This window comes from Brevibacillus reuszeri, assembly GCF_001187725.1.
GTDB classification, from domain to species: domain Bacteria; phylum Bacillota; class Bacilli; order Brevibacillales; family Brevibacillaceae; genus Brevibacillus; species Brevibacillus reuszeri.
On sequence record NZ_LGIQ01000011.1, the window covers coordinates 798,381 to 814,938 of the forward strand.

Sequence of the window (16,558 nt, forward strand, 5' to 3'; positions counted from 1 at the left end):
ACAAATGTGACGAGATTATTCTCTAGACAAAGAATTTCGCAAAAAAGGAAGTAAGAACGGAGGCAAGAACGGGTCCCAAAACCGCCCATATTTGTAAAAACCGCTCTTGCTTTCTGCTTTTTTCTCCTTCAAGTAGCTGTGCGAAATTTTCTTGGTACGCCTTGTCATTGTTCAATAGCTGCCTAATCATATCTTTTTCACTATCTGTCTTCTCTAATTTGAACCCGATTTCCGTTTGCATTTTCGCTATCGCTTGCAATAAATCTAAACGAACTTCTTCCATACGTTCTAATCGATGCTCAATCCGTTCAAGCCACTTCGTAGCTACGGTCACTTGTCCCTCAAGCTGATCTATACGTTCCTCGAATTTGTCCAATCGTTGGTAGATACGTAGCAATTGTTTGTCTATGTCTTTTATTTTGTCATTTTGCTCAGGCGCCATGGGATTCACCTCCTCCGTTCTTCTTAATTCTTGTTTATGTAACGGAGGAAACGATTGCTTGTACTGTTATCCCTCTTTGTCCATTCCCCTGTGAAAAAAGGGCAGATTTCAGTGCGTTCTTTCTATAAATATTGAATTTTATCAAGCAGCTTCCTAAATTCAGGTTCACTCTTCCCAAAAGGGTGTCTATTTTATTTCTGTTTCAATAATGGGTACAATAGGAAGTATTGCTTGACTGCATTTCTCGTAGATCAGAAAGGAGGAAGTCATGCCAAACCTATTAGAGGTACAAGGAGTAACCGGTGGGTACTCAGCCAGTCACTCTGTGATCAAGGATGTTTCTTTTCACATCCAGCCCCAAGAGATTGTGGCGCTCATCGGTTTGAATGGGGCAGGAAAAAGTACAACCATCAAGCACATTCTAGGATTATTAGAGCCGACCAAGGGCGTTATCAGCATAGATGGAAAAACATTTCAAACCGATCCGGATACATACCGCTTTTCGTATGGATACATTCCCGAGTCCCCAATTTATTATGAAGAGCTGACTTTGTGGGAGCATATTGAGCTGGCGGCAATGAGTCACGGCCTGGAGCATGAAGTTTTTGTAGAGCGGGCAATGCCTCTGCTAAAAGAGTTCCGAATGGAAAAAATGAAGGATCGATTCCCACAGCAATTCTCAAAAGGGATGCGCCAGAAGCTAATGATCATGATGGCATTGCTTATACAACCGCGACTTTACATCGTCGATGAGCCGATTTTAGGCTTGGACCCAATCGGCATCCGCTCGCTCTTATCGTGGCTGAATCGTTGCAAGGAGCAAGGCGCTGGCATCCTGATGTCCACCCATATACTCGCTACCGCCGAAAAGTATTGTGACCGTTTTATCATCATGCACAAAGGGGAAATTCGGGCGCAGGGCACTCTGGAGGAGCTACGCCGCATTACGGGATTATCCCACCACTCTTTGGATGACATTTATTTACATATTGTAGAGGATGATAGCGAGTGAACGTCGATGTTGATGCGCTATTTCGAGAGCGACAAAAGCGTTTTTTCGAAGAAGTAGTCCGTTATTCACAATACGTCGCCAATGGCGGCTTGCTGTTTGTTGTGCTGTTTTTGATGGGGTTGCTTGGGCTCTATTATCGCGGCCTGGTCGATATGATTCCAGCATGGTTTCCCATGCAATATTTCCTGGCGTTTATCGTTGCCATTGTCGTTACCAAAAGCTCGCACCGCACATTTTTGCTTGAGGCTGATCTGCTCTTTTTGACTCCGCTGGAAACAAAAATGCATAGCTATTTTCAAAAGACACAACGTTACAACTTTTTTATTCAGAGTATCGGGTTATTTCTCGTCCTGCTTCTGTTCTCTCCGCTTTATGAGCTTGGGCTGCGCACAACAAACGGTCAGCTATGGTTTTACTGGTGCGTCCCTTTTGTCATAAAGGGTTGGAATCTATACAGCAGCTGGATTTGCCTCCGCTTACCTGATAAAAGCAGAGTGAGACAATATACGCTAGCCCGCTTCGCCTTTTCCTTTTTTGTACTGACCTGGGTATTTGGCGAAGGCAGACTCCTCACTTACCAAGGCATCCCTTTTGCAGGGCTTTTGTGCATTGTACTTGTCGTCTGGTTTCATTTGCGTCTGCAAGCAATCAAAAAGAAGCATTCCCTTCAGTGGTACCGGCTACTGGAGGTTGAAAAGGGTTTGCGCAGCAGATTTTACCGGATCGTCAATCAATTCAAGGACGTTCCCTGGCTGCAAAATGAGGTGAAGCCGCGTGCATGGCTCATACCTGTTACCAAGCTCGTCACCTATCGTCAGGCAAATGCGGCAAAGCTGCTTTTCTTGCGGACATTTATCCGCTCAAGTGGTTATGTTGGGCTGTACATTCGCCTGATCCTGATCAGCAGCTTTTTGATATTGATACTGCCCAATTTGTATGCCAAGCTGGTCATCGCCCTGCTCTTCCTCATCATGTCTGCCATTCAGTTAAAAGGGCTGTCGAGCCATCACCACAAACGAAACATGTATGCGCTGCTTCCTATTAACGAGCAGCAGCACAAGCATGCTTTTCGCTGGATACGCCGCGTTCTTTTAGCGACACAGGGTACCGTCAGCCTGCTTTTCATCCTGATCTTCTAGACAAGCAAAAGAGCCCTTCCCGCAGCTTTCTTTGTAGCAGGCGAGAAGGGCTTATTTTTGTTGATGGACTACAAGCGGAAGGTATCCACTTTCTTGCGCAATTCTTGAATGCTGTCGGTCACTTGCTCCGTTTCAGCGACAAAGTGATCGACGTTGCCGCTCACCTCGTGAATGGTTGCCGAAACTTCCTCAGTAGCAGCCGCTGTTTGCTCTGAGATCGCCGTAACGGTCAGCACAGACTCGTTTACTTTTTGCTGGCCGTTTTGCATCGCTTCGACATTGGAAATGACATTTGCCAGTGATGCTTTCAATTTATCCGTCATGTCAGAGAGAGCGGTGATTCCCTGCGTGACCGAATCAAGTCGCTCGGTACCCGCGTTGTAACGATCGAGGGTAGCCGTTGTCTTGTCTGTAGCCAGCTTGACCTGATGCTGAATATCTTGAATACTCTCTTGAATGACCAGAGTCGCAGCCCCTGTTTGTTCTGCCAATTTGCGTACCTCATCGGCAACGACAGCAAAGCCTCTGCCTGCTTCCCCTGCACGCGCACTCTCGATTGCGGCGTTTAGAGCCAGCAAATTGGTTTGCCCTGCAATTTGTTGAATCGTTTCGATCACATCATTGATACGACTCGATTTTTCCTCCAACATTCTCATCGTTTGCTGAACATCATGGAACTGCTTGTTCGTCTCTGTCCCGTCTGCCAAAAACGCTTGCAGAACCTTGTAGCTGCCTTGTCCGATATCGGAAACCTGATTCGAGATGCCATCCATTTCATCAATGGCACGGTTCAATTGTGCCAGCTCACCGAGAAATTCCTGTACGGTCACAACTGTCGTTTCCATCGCAGTAGCGGTTTGTTCATTCCCCAGTGCAATTTCCTGGCTGGCTACCACTACATTTTTATTTTGCTCACGCACGGATGTAGCACCTTCACGGATCGAGCTGGACATTTTGTCGATGCGCTCCGTCGTCTCTTTTACTCCACCGATGATATGACGCAATTGAGTCGTCATCTCTCCAAAAGCAACGACAATTCTCCCGATTTCATCGTTTTTATTCGAAACAGCAATTTGTGTAGACGTCAGGTCACCTGCGGCAATTCGTGTTGACGCGGCCTCTACGATGCTTAATGGTTTCAGCATTTTTTTGACTGTGAAATATACGGCAAGCAACGCAAGCAACGTCACTACAATCATCGCGATGATAATACGCGGCATCGTACTGCCAAGCACCCGTTCACTAATCAAGCCTACCTTGTCTGCTGACGTATCTACACCAAGGACACCGATCACTTGTCCTGATTTGTCCTTGAGGGGTGCAAAAGAGCTGAGATAGTCTCCGAATTCAGGGTCTTTCACAATAGACGTGCTGTTTGTCTCTCCCTGCAAAGCGGGGGCAATATCTGCAGAAGTGGTCGTTGTAGTAGCTTGACCGATAGAAGCTGCTCCCTCTGCTCCTTTTTCCATGCCGTCTACCATGATTTTTACTTGTCCATTGTCGTTTTGCAGGATATAGACATAGAGAGCACCTGTTTTTACCGTATAATCGAGTAAATTATTGCGAATCGCCCAGTACGCTTCTCCTTCCTGCGGATTAGCCAGAAAACGCGCATACGCCTCAGTATCCACCCCTTCAGCAATCGTTAGCGCTGTGCCAATGCTCGAACGGGAAAGCGTCTGCTCTACGGTTGTCGTACTGTTATAATTGATCATGAAAATATTGATCGCCATCATGAGTGCCACAATCAGTGCCACTAGGGCAACAACCCGCGTTGCTAAACTCTTACTCATCTGCTTCACGTCTCCTTCACTGTATACGGGTAGTTTTATCATTGGACAGGAGGCAGTGTATTCCACCATACGGAAAAAGCACCCTTTACTGGGTGCTTTTGTCTAATCCGCTCCCACACTGTCTTATCGACAATTGCAGGTTACTTTTTTACAGGATTCCGTTTCGTTTGTGCCACGATTAAAAAACGATGGGTCGGAATATCGACGTAACCGACAGCCTCCAACTCATGATGAAGCGAAGCAAGCTCGGTAGCATATCGTCCAATGGTGAAATCGGGGATTTGCCATTCGATTGCTTTCAAGTAGTAAACAATTGCACCCACATCATAAAAACGCGTGAAGGCTTCTTCCTCTTTTTGCTCCAGAATGACGAATCCGGCTTCTTCCAGCTGATTCACAGCGAACGCGACATTCCAATGCAGATAGTCCGTCGGAATAGGGGCACCCAAGAGGTGGTTCAGCTTCTGATTGTCCTTGCCGCCTACTTGTTGGGTGATAAAAATGCCCTTCGGCTTGAGCAGACGATACACTTCTGATGACGAATAGGACTCATGCCGATTGATGATCAAGTCTAGCGATTGATCTGGCAGTGGCAGCTCGTCTTCCCCATCTGCCGGAATTACGTGTACTCCCAAAGGGGCAAGCTTCGCCCTGGCTACATCTACATTGGGCAAATAGCCTTCCGTAGCAAAGGTTTGGCTGGGCAGTGGCTGCAATCTGCCGAGCATCTCTCCTCCTCCGGTCCCCATGTCCAGGAGTGAATGAACTCCTTTCATTTTTTGGCGTACGACGCTTGGATAATTCCAGCTAAGCGGCGCTTCCTGCATTCTTCCGGTTTCCGTCAAACGCGAAAAATTCCAGCCCGCAAACGGGGCGTCAATTTCCTCTTGAAATACTTTCATCCAGTCCTTTTTTTGCATCTTTTCTTTCTCCTTCCGTTTTCCCCATCTTTTTCGTTGCTTCCCCACTTCGCTTCGAAAAAGGGAAAAGCGGTGGAGCACGAGAACGTGGACGGTGTTGTTATGTTTCAACAAATAGGTAATACACGCTATTTCACTCCTTTTCCGTGACGCGAAATGACGTACTGACCAGATTATAGTAGGTGCCTCTTTTTCTCATGAGCTGCTCGTGATTCCCTTGCTCGATCAATCTGCCGTGATCGAGCACGATGATTTTGTGTACTTCGCGTATCGTGGACAGACGGTGGGCGATCACGATAGCCGTTCTTCCCTGCAGCAACCGGTTCAGTGCACGCTGTACCTTCACTTCCGTCTCTGTATCAATGCTTGCGGTGGCTTCATCTAAAACGAGGATTCGCGGATCAGCCAGAAGCGCCCGTGCAAAGGATAGCAGCTGGCGCTCCCCCTGCGACAAGACATTCCCACGTTCTTCCACTTCTGTATCATAACCGCCAGGCAGCCTGCGAATAAAGGGGTCTGCTCCAATTTCTTTTGCGGCCTGCATGACTTCTGCATCGGTTGCACCCGGACGGCCGAAGCGAATGTTTTCCATAATCGTTCCTGAAAAAATAAATGTATCCTGAAGAACAATGCTGACCTGCGATCGAAGCGAATCGAGCTGAACCTCGCGCAGATCGACCCCGTCTATGCGGATACAGCCACTGGTCGGGTCGTAAAAACGGCAGATCAGATTCACAATCGAGGTCTTGCCTGAGCCTGTGTGTCCGACAAAAGCAACCGTTTCGCCCGCACGAATCGTCAGGTTGATTTCATGCAGCACATCTCGTCTGCCATCATAGGAAAAGGATACATCGTCCAGCTCGATCTCCCCCCGGATGACACCTAATTCCACTGCCTCTTGCTTTTCCGGCACGGAGGGCTTCTCATCGAGAAATTCAAATATTCTTTCCGAGGATGCCATCGCCATCAACAGCTGATTGTACACTTGACCGAGGCGAGAGATTGGCTCCCAAAAGTTACCTAGATAATAAGCGAACGCGACAAAAACACCGACTGAAATATGATCTGCTTGAATCAAAGCTGCTCCCAGTCCAATCAAAATGGCTGTGCCAATCGCCCCTGCCATGTCTACCACCGGGCGAAAGGTTGCACTTTGCTGGGTAGCTGCTCTCCACGCCTCGTAATTATCCCGATTCATCCGTTTGAAAAAAGAGATATTTTCCTGTTCCTGAGTAAAGGACTGCGTCACTCGAATCCCCTGGATGCTCTCATTCAGATGTGAGTTAATGCTAGACTGCTTTAGCCTGACCTTTTGCCAGGAAAGACGAATTTTTTTTCGCAGCTTAATTGAAATCAAAAACATCAAGGGAAGCACAATCATGATCCCCAGTGTGAGCGTGGGACTGAGAACAAACAGCATCACGACGATCCCAATCAGAATCGTCAGATCGATAAAAATGTTCACAACGCCGTTTGTAAACAAATCCTGCAAGGAATTAATGTCGTTTGTAATTCGTACGATAATCGAACCAGCCGAGCGTCCATCAAAAAAGCGATGAGACAATCTTTGAATATGCGTAAACAGCTGTTGGCGCAAATCAAAAATGATAGAGTGTCCAAGCTGATTCGTCCAGCGAATTCGTAGCGCACTTTCAAACCATCCGAGCAAATAGAGTCCCAAAATGATTGCAGTCAAGCTCAGCAAATAGCTCCAGTCCTTTTTCTGAATCGCTTCATCGATAGCAATGCTCATCAAAAAAGGAACACCCAGCCGGACAATCGTGACGGCAATCAAGGAAAAGGCAGCAAGCGGTAGCCATTTGTTCAAATACGGCTTCATGTAGCCGGCGAGTCTCGCCATCTGTGACCAGTTATACGGCTTGTCAATGACATTGTCGATTGAATAATGAAATCGTTCCTGTCCTTGCTTGCTCGTCATGTCCTGCTCCACTCTCCCGTCCGCTCCTGCATCGCTGTCAGCTGGTCCTGATACTGAATGTGATAGATGCGCCGATAGCTGCCCTCTGTCAAAGCCAGCAGCTGCTCGTGTGTCCCACGTTCGATCACTTGGCCACGGTCCAGTACAAGGATTTCATCTGCATGCTTCAAGGAAGAGATCCGATGCGCAATAATAAAAGTCGTGCGCCCCACCATTACCTCACGCAATGCCTGCTGAATCATAAATTCCGTCTCCATATCAACCGCACTTGTCGCATCATCCAAAATCAAAATACTAGGCTTGGTTAAAAAGGCGCGAGCGATTGCAATCCGCTGCTTTTGCCCACCGGACAATCCTAGCCCTCGCTCTCCTAACAAGGTATCGTATCCATCCGGCAGCTCAGCAATAAATTCATGTGCCTGTGCGTACTTGGCGGCGCTGACTACCTCTCCCAGTGACGCATGTGGGTTTCCGTACGCGATATTGTCGTAAATGGAGCAAGAAAAAAGAAAAGACTCTTGAAAGACGACTCCGATATTTTTTCGCAGCTCTTGGTGCCCGTAATTTGCGATGTTTTTGCCATCGATGAGAATCGTACCTGTCGACGGGGCGTAAAAGCGTGAAATCAGTTGTGTAACGGACGTTTTCCCCGCTCCTGTCGCACCGATTAACCCGATGACCTTTCCAGGTGGAGCATCAAAGCTGATTGTATGTAATGCCTTTTCGTTCGCCTCATTGTAGACAAGGCTAACATCGCTAAACGTCACATGCCCGTTCAAGGCTTTGGCTTTGGGTGCATCCTGTTCTTCGCCTGCCGGGGCAAGATCCCGTTCATCCAGGACCTGGAGCAATCTCTCCCCTGCTGCTTTTGACTGGGAATACGAATTGAGAATAAAGCCGAGCTGCATCAGTGGACCGATGATAAACCAGACCAGGCTAAAAAAAGCCACCAGCTCCCCCAGCTTCATTTGCTCATGAATGACGAGCCATCCGCCATACACCAATAAAGCGACGACACATATATTGCCGATCAGCTCCATAATCGGAAAAAAGGAACTCCAGATTTTTGCCGTGGAAATGTGATTATCTTTATAGTTTTTGTTTTTACCCGTAAAGGTCGTGATTTCAAAATCCTCCTGAGACAAGGCCTTGACCGTACTCATACCGCTAATGTTTTCCTGCACTTTGGTCGTTAACGCTGAAAAAGCCTCCCGAATTTCCTTGAAGGCCACGTGGACTTGTTTATCAAAACGATAGGCAGTGATTGCCACAAACGGCATCGCAATGAAGGTTACCAAGGCTAACGAAGGGTGTAAATAAAGCATGATGGCAAAGCCAAATCCGATCAGCAGCAAAAAATTCAGGCACTGCGCCAAGCCGAACGACAGAAAAAACCGAAACACCTCGACATCACCAGCCAGGCGAGACATCAAATCCCCCGTCTTGGCACTGTCGTAATACCGGAAAGGCAGGTACTGCAGCTTGGTGTACAGCTCATTGCGCAGCTCGTAGACAGTAGAGACTCCGAACAAATCCCCGAAGTACTGATGATAGTACACAGCGACTCCCTTTACCCCCATCAGCAAAATAAATCCAATGGCCAAATAAGGAACCTGCCCGTATTGCCCCTGCCCGAAAACATCATCAATCGTGTACTTCAAAACAAGGGGATAAATGACCGTCACACTCGTCACAACAAACAAGGACAGGATGGAAATCAGAAATAATCGTTTATAGGGCCAATAGTAATCCTTTAACCGTTTAAACGTTTCCAAAAGTACGCTCCTCCCTGCTGTAGGATTGATCTTTTGATGTATACGTACTACCGTCGACATTCAGCACAAGTACACACAGGTTCAGACCTGAGACGGAGTCAAAATCCTGCGCGGGTACGTTTGGGCATCAGCCATTCCTCTATATGATAAAAACGAACTCATTTTTCGGGAGGAACTCATCATGACAGATTTTGAAACACTCGCCGGGGTCCATCAAGGACTCTTTGTGCTCTTGCTGCTAGCTACGCTCCTTCCAGCCTATAAAGCCAAGGGGCTTGTTTATGTCCAAACCACCCGCTCTTTGAAAAAAAGTGCCGGCTGGACACTGTTTTTCTTTGTATTGGCACTTCTCTTATTTTCTTTGCAAGTATTTATGACGTGGTCCCTGTTCCATTCCTTTGGCTGGCTGTACATAAAAGACAAGCTGATTGGGTTTCTGCCACTCATTCTTCTACCGCTGGCAGTTGGCCTGTTTGTATCTGTACCACGCCTGTCACGTTTAGCCATGGGGCGTATTCGCTCTGATCAGAAACAAGCGTCGCCTGCTCCATCCACAGTGGAGACAGTTCCCAAACCATGGGATGAACCTCTATTAGACACAGCTGTAGTCGATCACCTGACAACTGAGGAAACCGCCTTGCACGAGACTGCATCCGCTTTGGAAATACCACTCGTCAAAAGCACTTCACTCCAGACCGATACAGTCGATGCAGCATGGAGACATGATGCGTCTGCCCCTGAGATGATCGTACCTCTCCAGGCAACTGTACTTGGAGCCTTGATCGCACTTATTCTTCAATTCCTGTTTCCGGCTGTTACGCTGGAGATAAACATTCTGGCAATAGCATGGGGTGCTTTTGTTACGGGGACCTCCCTACTCTGGATCTGGCAGTCCTGGAAGCAGCACCGCGCCTCTCGTCCAGGAGAGCTGCGCCGGCCACATGCAATGCTCCGATTTATACGCATCGCTTCAGTTCTCGTTTTGTTTGGAGCCGGTGCCTACTTATGGGGGCACCAGGAAATATTGGCAAGCGTTTTGCCAGATCAGCTAAAAATAGCCGATCATTCTGCGTCAGCTGCCAGTCAGGGGCAGCACGCCACTTTGGCTGCAGCACCGACTACAGGACATGCAGTCAGTGTTACCGAATTAACAGGACCCCGCACAGGTGAGCCCGATCGCCAGTTTACGTTAACCGCTCAAAAGACGACGATCCAGCTGCCTTCAGGAAAAACTGCGGAGGCCTGGACCTTCAACGGGAAATATCCGGGACCAGAACTGCGAATGAAGCAAGGCGAGCTCGTCGAGATTGTGCTTGAAAATAAGGATATTGAGGATGGCGTCACGATTCACTGGCATGGGCTGGGTGTGCCAAACGCTGAGGATGGCGTTGCTGGTGCTACACAGGATGCCGTGATGCCGGGTGAAAAGCATGTCTATCGTTTTGTCGCCAAGCAAACGGGAACGTTTTGGTACCACTCTCATCAACAGCCATCAGTTCAAGTGAAAAAAGGACTTCTTGGTGCGCTCGTCGTAGAGCCGGCGGAAACTGAGCCGATTGCCGGCTATAAACGCGATCTGACACTCGTTCATCATACGCTGGGCGAAAGGGGCGTCACATTGTCCGGACGTGATACTCTCATGCTTGATACCGTTTCTCCTGGTACCTCAGTGAGGCTTCGTCTCATTAATGCAGATAACCTCCCCGTGACCTATCAATTGCTCGGCACACCTTTTCAGGTCATTGCGATTGATGGAAATGATGTCAATGAACCAAATCTGATTGCCAACCAGGCGCTGCAATTAGCTGCAGGTGGCAGGTACGATGTATCTTTTACGATGCCGAATCGTCCTGTTTTCTTTGCACAAAGCAAACAAGCCAATGGAAAAGGATTATTGCTGAGTCCAGATGGCACCGGGGAATTGCCAAGCATGAATGCTGAGCTCCCACTCTTTGATCCGGCACGCTACGGCAGCCCGCAAGCACTACCTTTTGATTTGTCGACGCACTATGATCATGAATATCAAATGCTCTTCGATCTTCAGGTTGGATTTTATGAAGGGCGCCTGGACGGACTGTGGACCATCAACGGCAAGGTGTCCCCTGATACGCCGACACAAGTTGTCAAGGAAGGCGATCTGGTGAAAATGACCTTCGTCAATCGCAGCTTCATGGATCATCCAATGCACCTGCATGGACATACAATGCTCGTTCTTAGTCGCAATGAGAAAGCAGTAACAGGCAGTCCATGGTGGACGGACACCCTCAACGTAGCTCCGGGTGAAACATATGAAGTCGCATTTCGCGCGGATAATCCTGGTCTCTGGATGGATCATTGCCACAATCAGGACCACACTGCTTCTGGCATGACGATGCAACTCATCTATGAAGGGGTTACCTCTCCATTTGAGATGGGAGCGGGGACACGCAATCATCCTGAGTGAAAAAACAAAAGACACTTGCTCTGGGCTGTAGTGGTGGGGAGGGAAAAGCGGAAAACGCTCAAGTTCTTGGGCCACTAGCGCTGGGGATTCACTGGTCGGCTTCATGGAAAAAGAGAAACCGCGTCCAAAGTAGCGGGTTCACGGTAGAATGTCAGAGGTGGACGCTTAAGGGCGTGTTTCTCTTTTTCCATTACGCCTGGGTCGGTGTCCCAAAGACTTTCGCTTTTTTCCCCTTTTCCCTCTTGCCAGCATTTGGTTTTCTTCGGGATTTCTTTTGAGTGAGCAGGAAACATGTGGGAAGCTTGTTCAAAGAAGTTTTAGGAATGGAAGCACAAACAAAAACAGCCTATTGCTATCGCAATGGCTGTTTTTGTTTGGTTATTTGGTTCGACGCTTTTTCGCTGCCAACAGGCGATTTAGTGTTTCGTCTGGTTGGGCTTGTTCTTCGACTGTCGTCTCTTTTTTTGTGTTGCTAGGTACTGGTTGATTTGGAGTAACGCGGGTTGTTGCTGCTGGCCGTGTCATTGTTGGGAATGCGCTCATCTCTTTCGCACTATTCTCATCGCTCGTTTTGGTCTGGATAGCGCTTCGCTTGCTCGCCCGTTTTTCTCCAAGACGTGTTAGCACAGCTTGCTGCGTAGTGTCTGTCGATGCTGTCTTGCGACGAGCCCAGATGCCAGAGAGTCTCGCCCACCAATGATCAGGAAGCTGCAGACGACGCACTGCGACGTCAAGCGGCAGGAGCAGTGCAGCCAGCATCAAAAGCCACGAGCTGACAGATTGGGTGTCCCACTTGTCGGGAAACACCCCGCCAAATACTTCGTTTGGTTGTGCGATTTGCTTGCCTCCACCGACTGTCAACCAGCTGCGCAGTTCTTTTTCGCCATCCACCGGCATTCCATATTCAGGAGAGTAGGAAACGGTCAATCCTGTCGTTTGACTAGCCGTTACTTTACCTTGTGCCTTCTCTACAATCTGGATCAGATACGTACCTGGATCGTTGGTATCAAAATTGCCCTCCATCACTCCGGGTGCAATCGGCTTGAGTCGAATCAGCTCGCGTTCCATATCCTGGTTGAGTACGACCGCCTCGAGTTCCTGCGGCATCGCTCCCCCAGCTGGCAAAGTAACCGTTACTTTGCCGCGGGTACCATCAAGAACGGTTTGGGTTTTCCATTTGCCCTCTGTGATTTGAGGCAATGTCCATGCCACGATCTCATTCCACAGGCGACTGTTTCCTCCCCAGTTGACCCAGTCCGGGGCCCACTTGCCTTCGAGGTCGCTCGTCCATGCGACCGAGCGTCCGAGACCGTATTGCCAACGAGTCAGAATCGGGTCCTCGTCCGTGCTCATCAAAGATGTTTCCGCTGTCTGCTTCGGAGTGGTAGCAACATACGCCCGCAGCGGTGGCAATCCTTTCTGCAAAGAGGCCCATCCCCCCGCTCCTATGAGCGAAGGAACTTGCGGCTTCTCCACGATAAAGGTTCGGCTAGCCAATGCCGTTTCTTTGCTAAAAATTTTCGGGATTGATTCGGCATCATTGGCAAAGTAATATCTGCCTTTGCCCCACTCGGCAATCAACTGCAAAAGCTGCGTATCTGCATCATCACCAACCGCTACTGTTGACACCGTAATGTTTTCGCCTGCCATTTGCTGCAGCAGTCCCTGGTAATCATCCTGCATCCCTGACTGCCCGTCTGTCAGGAGGATGACATGCTTGCGCTGTGCCTGCATCTTTTTGACACTCTCATACGCCATTTGCAGAGCCGGGAAAATGTCGGTACCGCCGTCAGCGACAATGCTGCCAATCTGCTGCTGAATCTCATTTAGCTTGGTGACAGTCTGTGGCGGTACAACCTCCCACGGGTCGCCGTCAAATGCAATGACACCGATGAAATCCTGCTGATTCATCATCGTCGTCGCGCGAATCGCGGCTTCCTTTGCCAGCTCCATTTTATCCACGCCTCTGGCATCGCCAGACATACTGCCTGACTTGTCGATCACCAGCTGCAATCCGAGAGATGGAAGCTGTTCTTTTCCTTTTAAGTCCATATGAACCGGGAGTGCTTCCTCGATAGGAGTCTGAAACCAGCCCCCCATTCCAAAGCTGTCACTGCCCCCAGTCATAATCAGCCCCATTCCTAAATCACGGACCGCTGTGCGCATGCGCTCCATATCGGCATCGCTCATCTGTGTGGCAGGTACATCCGCTAAGATTACGGTGGCATACTGCTTGTACCCATCTAGTTCTTTTGGCAAAAGCGCCAAATCACGCACTTCTACCTTAAGGCTGCTCGCTTCCAGCGCCTGGACGAGATTGCTTGCAGCACCCGGATGACCTTCGGCAACGAGGATAACAGGAGAACCGGCAACCTGTGTATAGGCTGTCGCTTGATTGTTTGCTTGCACGGTATCATGCTCGGGCTCAATTTCTACGCGAAAACGATGAAAGCCTTGCTGCATCGCCTTTTGTGAGAACACAAAGCGATTTTTTCCTTTATCGATCTGGACAACCTGCTGTCCAGCTTCACGATTTCCTTCGTATAGGCGCAACGTGGCTTGGGTAGCAAGTGTGCTCTCCACATCTACGCTGATCCCGTATTCCTCTCCCGCGTACAAATGCTGTGGCACCTGCACGGAGGAGAGCACGACCTCATCCCCCTGTGGCTGCTGCAAGGATACTGCCTCTACTGCTATCCCGCGATCACGAGCCAGCTTCGTTTGCCGGGCGGCATCACCGCTCGTCGCAATTCCGTCCGTCAGCAGGACGACCTTTCCTCTCGCATTGCTTGGAATCATCGCGGATGCAAGCCGGATTCCTTCTGACAAATTGGTGGCATGGCGATTAACCTCCACCCCCAACGGCGATAGCTCTGATCGTGTCGTCAAAGGCTGATCTACTGCTGCCTCTGCCCCGACAGAGACAATCGCATACTTGTCCTCTGCCTCCTTTTGTTCCACGGCCTCACGCAGAAAAGCCATGATCCGCGGATCATCCTTCATCGATGCCGAGCGGTCTACTACAAAGACGATCGTTTTTGCCTGAATCGGTGTTAGCAGCTGTGTCCCGGCTAGGGCCAAAATGAGTAACAGAAAAAGGAGCGACCGTATGACAGCGATTATTGCCTTTCTCCCCGTCGGCATTTGTTTTTGCAGACGCCACCAGCTGATTAGTAAATAAAAAATGGGAAGCAAGAGCAAGAGGAATAGCGGCTGTACAAAATTAATACCCACGTTGATACACCCTCCATTCCACACAAAGCACCAAGAGGGCAAGTGCTGCCAGCCAATACGTCAGCTCCATGGACCCTACGGAGCTTGCTGCTTTTTCTCCTCCCTCTGGTTGTCCAGCCGAGGCTTCCCCTCCCATACGCTGCACCTTTGGCATAATATCCGATTCCGTCTCACTGATTTGTACAGCAAAGTATCTCGTTTGCTGTCCGTTCCCCATCATTTCATCGAGGCGATACAACCCAAGCTGGTCAGGAACCTGCATCGTCCAGGTCGTTCCTTCGCTTGCAATCGGACTTTTCTGTCCATCCGGGTACGTAAGCATCCGCTGCGAAGCTCCCGGTGTGAGTGCAACAGTGAGTACCTCACCAGGATGGGCCGGACCGATGGGCGCTGATTGTGTAGGGGAAAGCCAGGTCACTATATTTTGCATCAGAATGGGAAATGCAGGGCGCAGCGGCAAATCGGAATCATGCAGATCAAATCCGATAACCACGACTCGTCGGCCATTCATGATGCCAGCCCGCACCAGATCCGTTTCACCTGCCCGCACCAATGCTTTCATCCCTGGCATCTCGCCGAGCTCGGAGCTTGCGGCTACGTGTACATCACGCCAATCTACGTATTTGAGCAGCTCGTCATCCGGCACTACAGCCTTTGGCTGCTGCTCCAGCTCCCTTTTTCCATGGAACGGCAACCAGTCAGTCTTTCGATCAGGAGCAAACAACAAGAGATTGCCATCTGGCAGCTTGTCCGGCACGACTCCGTCGAAAACCCACAAATCACGAGCCTCTGCTTGGTGCTGTGATTCTTGCTGGATGGTCTCCACTTCCATATTGCCTACCGTTTGCAGGGCTTGATGCAAAAAGCGATTCCCATCTGGTGAAAGGAGGACTGCCTTGCCCCTTCCCGCTGCAAAAGGAACACTCCACATCTCATTGTCTTCTGCCAGCCCATCCTGCTCCGGCTCAATAACAGCCCGATAGACAGGGGACACAGGTAAAGCCGGAAAGGAAGCTGTATAGGACCCGCCAGCGTCCATCGCAAAGGAATCTGTATCCAGCAGCTTGTTTTCTCCATCAAAAATCGTGATGGCTCCACGCGAAGGCTGACTGCCGTAGTGATCGATCCGCAGTAGCCCTTCTACGCCTTTTTCTGCCGGCTGGGTCACAAAAACACCAATTGCCGTATTCTCGCGTGTCCGTCCCATCTGCATAAAACGAAATGGACCGGAAAAAGAAGAAGCTGCTCCTGTTTCCAGCTTGCGTTCCCCGCTTCCGTCCCCAATCCACACAACACCGCTTCCTGGCTCATTGGCTGCGATTGCCCCTGCCAATGAATACGCCGCATTGGTATCGGCAGCTCCTGGAAAAGCAGAGAGTCCCTGCAAGGCTTGAGTCAACGCCTGTTTGTCGTCGCTTTTGGAGAGCATGACGTTTGGCTCCCGCCCTGCCTCGATCAACGTCATGGTCTTTCCGCTACCCAGCTGCTCCACCAAGCTTTGTGCTGTGGAGACTGCCCTCTCCATCCTGGTTACTTCCCCTTCTTTGGCCAGCATGCTTCCAGATGTATCGACTACAAGTACCGTATGGTCGCTGGAGATCCCGTCTGTTGGCACGGCTGGTCTAAGCAAGGCCAGGAGCAACAGACATGCTATCAGCAATTGCAGGATCAAGAGCAGATTGCGACGGAGCTTTTCCCATGGCCTCACTGCTTCCCAATTTTGCAAGGTTCGCTGCCATAACAGCGTACTCGGCACGACACGATCCTCTACTTTTCGCTTGAGCAGATAGAGGACGATAATGGCCGGGATGATCAGTGCGAACCACAAGTTGCCGAGTGCCATCCACTGCATAGTTGTCTC

Annotated in this window: 10 protein-coding genes; 3 read left to right on the forward strand and 7 right to left on the reverse strand. The window is 49.6% G+C overall.

What is annotated here, in order from left to right; genetic code table 11:
* Nucleotides 1-22 precede the first annotated feature (22 nt).
* Nucleotides 23-442: a coiled-coil domain-containing protein gene (locus tag ADS79_RS28840; protein ID WP_049741894.1), complete on the reverse strand. Its 420-nt coding sequence runs from the start codon at nt 440-442 to the stop codon at nt 23-25.
* A 268-nt stretch (nt 443-710) separates the two neighbouring features.
* Between ADS79_RS28840 and ADS79_RS28845 the strand changes: the two genes are divergently transcribed.
* On the forward strand, nt 711-1,454 hold the full coding sequence (locus tag ADS79_RS28845) for an ABC transporter ATP-binding protein (RefSeq protein WP_049741895.1): 744 nt from the start codon (nt 711-713) through the stop codon (nt 1,452-1,454).
* Entirely contained in the window at nt 1,451-2,593 is a 1,143-nt protein-coding gene (locus ADS79_RS28850; RefSeq protein ID WP_049741896.1) for an ABC transporter permease, read from the forward strand. The genes ADS79_RS28845 and ADS79_RS28850 overlap by 4 nt, the downstream gene beginning before the upstream one ends.
* A 68-nt stretch (nt 2,594-2,661) precedes the next feature.
* On the opposite strand, the gene ADS79_RS28855 is transcribed toward ADS79_RS28850, so the two are convergent.
* The 4 genes from ADS79_RS28855 to ADS79_RS28870 all read right to left on the reverse strand — a co-directional run bounded on the left by ADS79_RS28855 (nt 2,662) and on the right by ADS79_RS28870 (nt 9,020).
* Nucleotides 2,662-4,386 carry a methyl-accepting chemotaxis protein gene (locus ADS79_RS28855; RefSeq protein ID WP_049741897.1) on the reverse strand — a complete coding sequence of 575 codons (1,725 nt, stop codon included), beginning with the start codon at nt 4,384-4,386 and terminating at the stop codon, nt 2,662-2,664.
* A gap of 140 nt (nt 4,387-4,526) precedes the next feature.
* Nucleotides 4,527-5,306, reverse strand: a complete 780-nt coding sequence (locus tag ADS79_RS28860) for a class I SAM-dependent methyltransferase (protein WP_049741898.1) — start codon at nt 5,304-5,306, stop codon at nt 4,527-4,529.
* 133 nt (nt 5,307-5,439) lie between these two features.
* Nucleotides 5,440-7,245: an ABC transporter ATP-binding protein gene (locus ADS79_RS28865; protein ID WP_049742173.1), complete on the reverse strand. Its 1,806-nt coding sequence runs from the start codon at nt 7,243-7,245 to the stop codon at nt 5,440-5,442.
* Nucleotides 7,242-9,020, reverse strand: a complete 1,779-nt coding sequence (locus tag ADS79_RS28870; protein WP_049741899.1) for an ABC transporter ATP-binding protein — start codon at nt 9,018-9,020, stop codon at nt 7,242-7,244. The genes ADS79_RS28865 and ADS79_RS28870 overlap by 4 nt, the downstream gene beginning before the upstream one ends.
* Before the next feature lie 181 nt (nt 9,021-9,201).
* On the opposite strand from ADS79_RS28870, the gene ADS79_RS28875 reads away from it, so the two are divergent.
* Nucleotides 9,202-11,463: a multicopper oxidase family protein gene (locus ADS79_RS28875; RefSeq protein ID WP_049741900.1), complete on the forward strand. Its 2,262-nt coding sequence runs from the start codon at nt 9,202-9,204 to the stop codon at nt 11,461-11,463.
* 378 nt (nt 11,464-11,841) lie between these two features.
* Here the strand turns inward: ADS79_RS28875 and ADS79_RS28885 are convergent, their stop codons facing one another.
* Together ADS79_RS28885 and ADS79_RS28890 are read right to left on the reverse strand one after the other, a co-directional pair.
* Nucleotides 11,842-14,697, reverse strand: a complete 2,856-nt coding sequence (locus tag ADS79_RS28885; RefSeq protein WP_049741902.1) for a VWA domain-containing protein — start codon at nt 14,695-14,697, stop codon at nt 11,842-11,844.
* The gene (locus tag ADS79_RS28890) at nt 14,687-16,549 is read right to left on the reverse strand and encodes a vWA domain-containing protein (RefSeq protein ID WP_049741903.1); all 1,863 of its coding nucleotides are present in this window, start codon (nt 16,547-16,549) and stop codon (nt 14,687-14,689) included. Before ADS79_RS28890 ends, ADS79_RS28885 begins: the two co-directional genes overlap by 11 nt.
* Nucleotides 16,550-16,558: the final 9 nt, after the last annotated feature.

Excerpts from the sequence above, each read along its gene's own strand:
- ADS79_RS28840 (WP_049741894.1), bottom strand. The coding sequence starts at position 442 with ATGGCGCCTGAGCAAAATGACAAAATAAAAGACATAGACAAACAATTG.
- ADS79_RS28845 (WP_049741895.1), top strand. The coding sequence starts at position 711 with ATGCCAAACCTATTAGAGGTACAAGGAGTAACCGGTGGGTACTCAGCC.
- ADS79_RS28855 (WP_049741897.1), bottom strand. The coding sequence starts at position 4,386 with ATGAGTAAGAGTTTAGCAACGCGGGTTGTTGCCCTAGTGGCACTGATT.
- ADS79_RS28860 (WP_049741898.1), bottom strand. The coding sequence starts at position 5,306 with ATGCAAAAAAAGGACTGGATGAAAGTATTTCAAGAGGAAATTGACGCC.
- ADS79_RS28865 (WP_049742173.1), bottom strand. The coding sequence starts at position 7,245 with ATGACGAGCAAGCAAGGACAGGAACGATTTCATTATTCAATCGACAAT.
- ADS79_RS28875 (WP_049741900.1), top strand. The coding sequence starts at position 9,202 with ATGACAGATTTTGAAACACTCGCCGGGGTCCATCAAGGACTCTTTGTG.
- ADS79_RS28890 (WP_049741903.1), bottom strand. The coding sequence starts at position 16,549 with ATGCAGTGGATGGCACTCGGCAACTTGTGGTTCGCACTGATCATCCCG.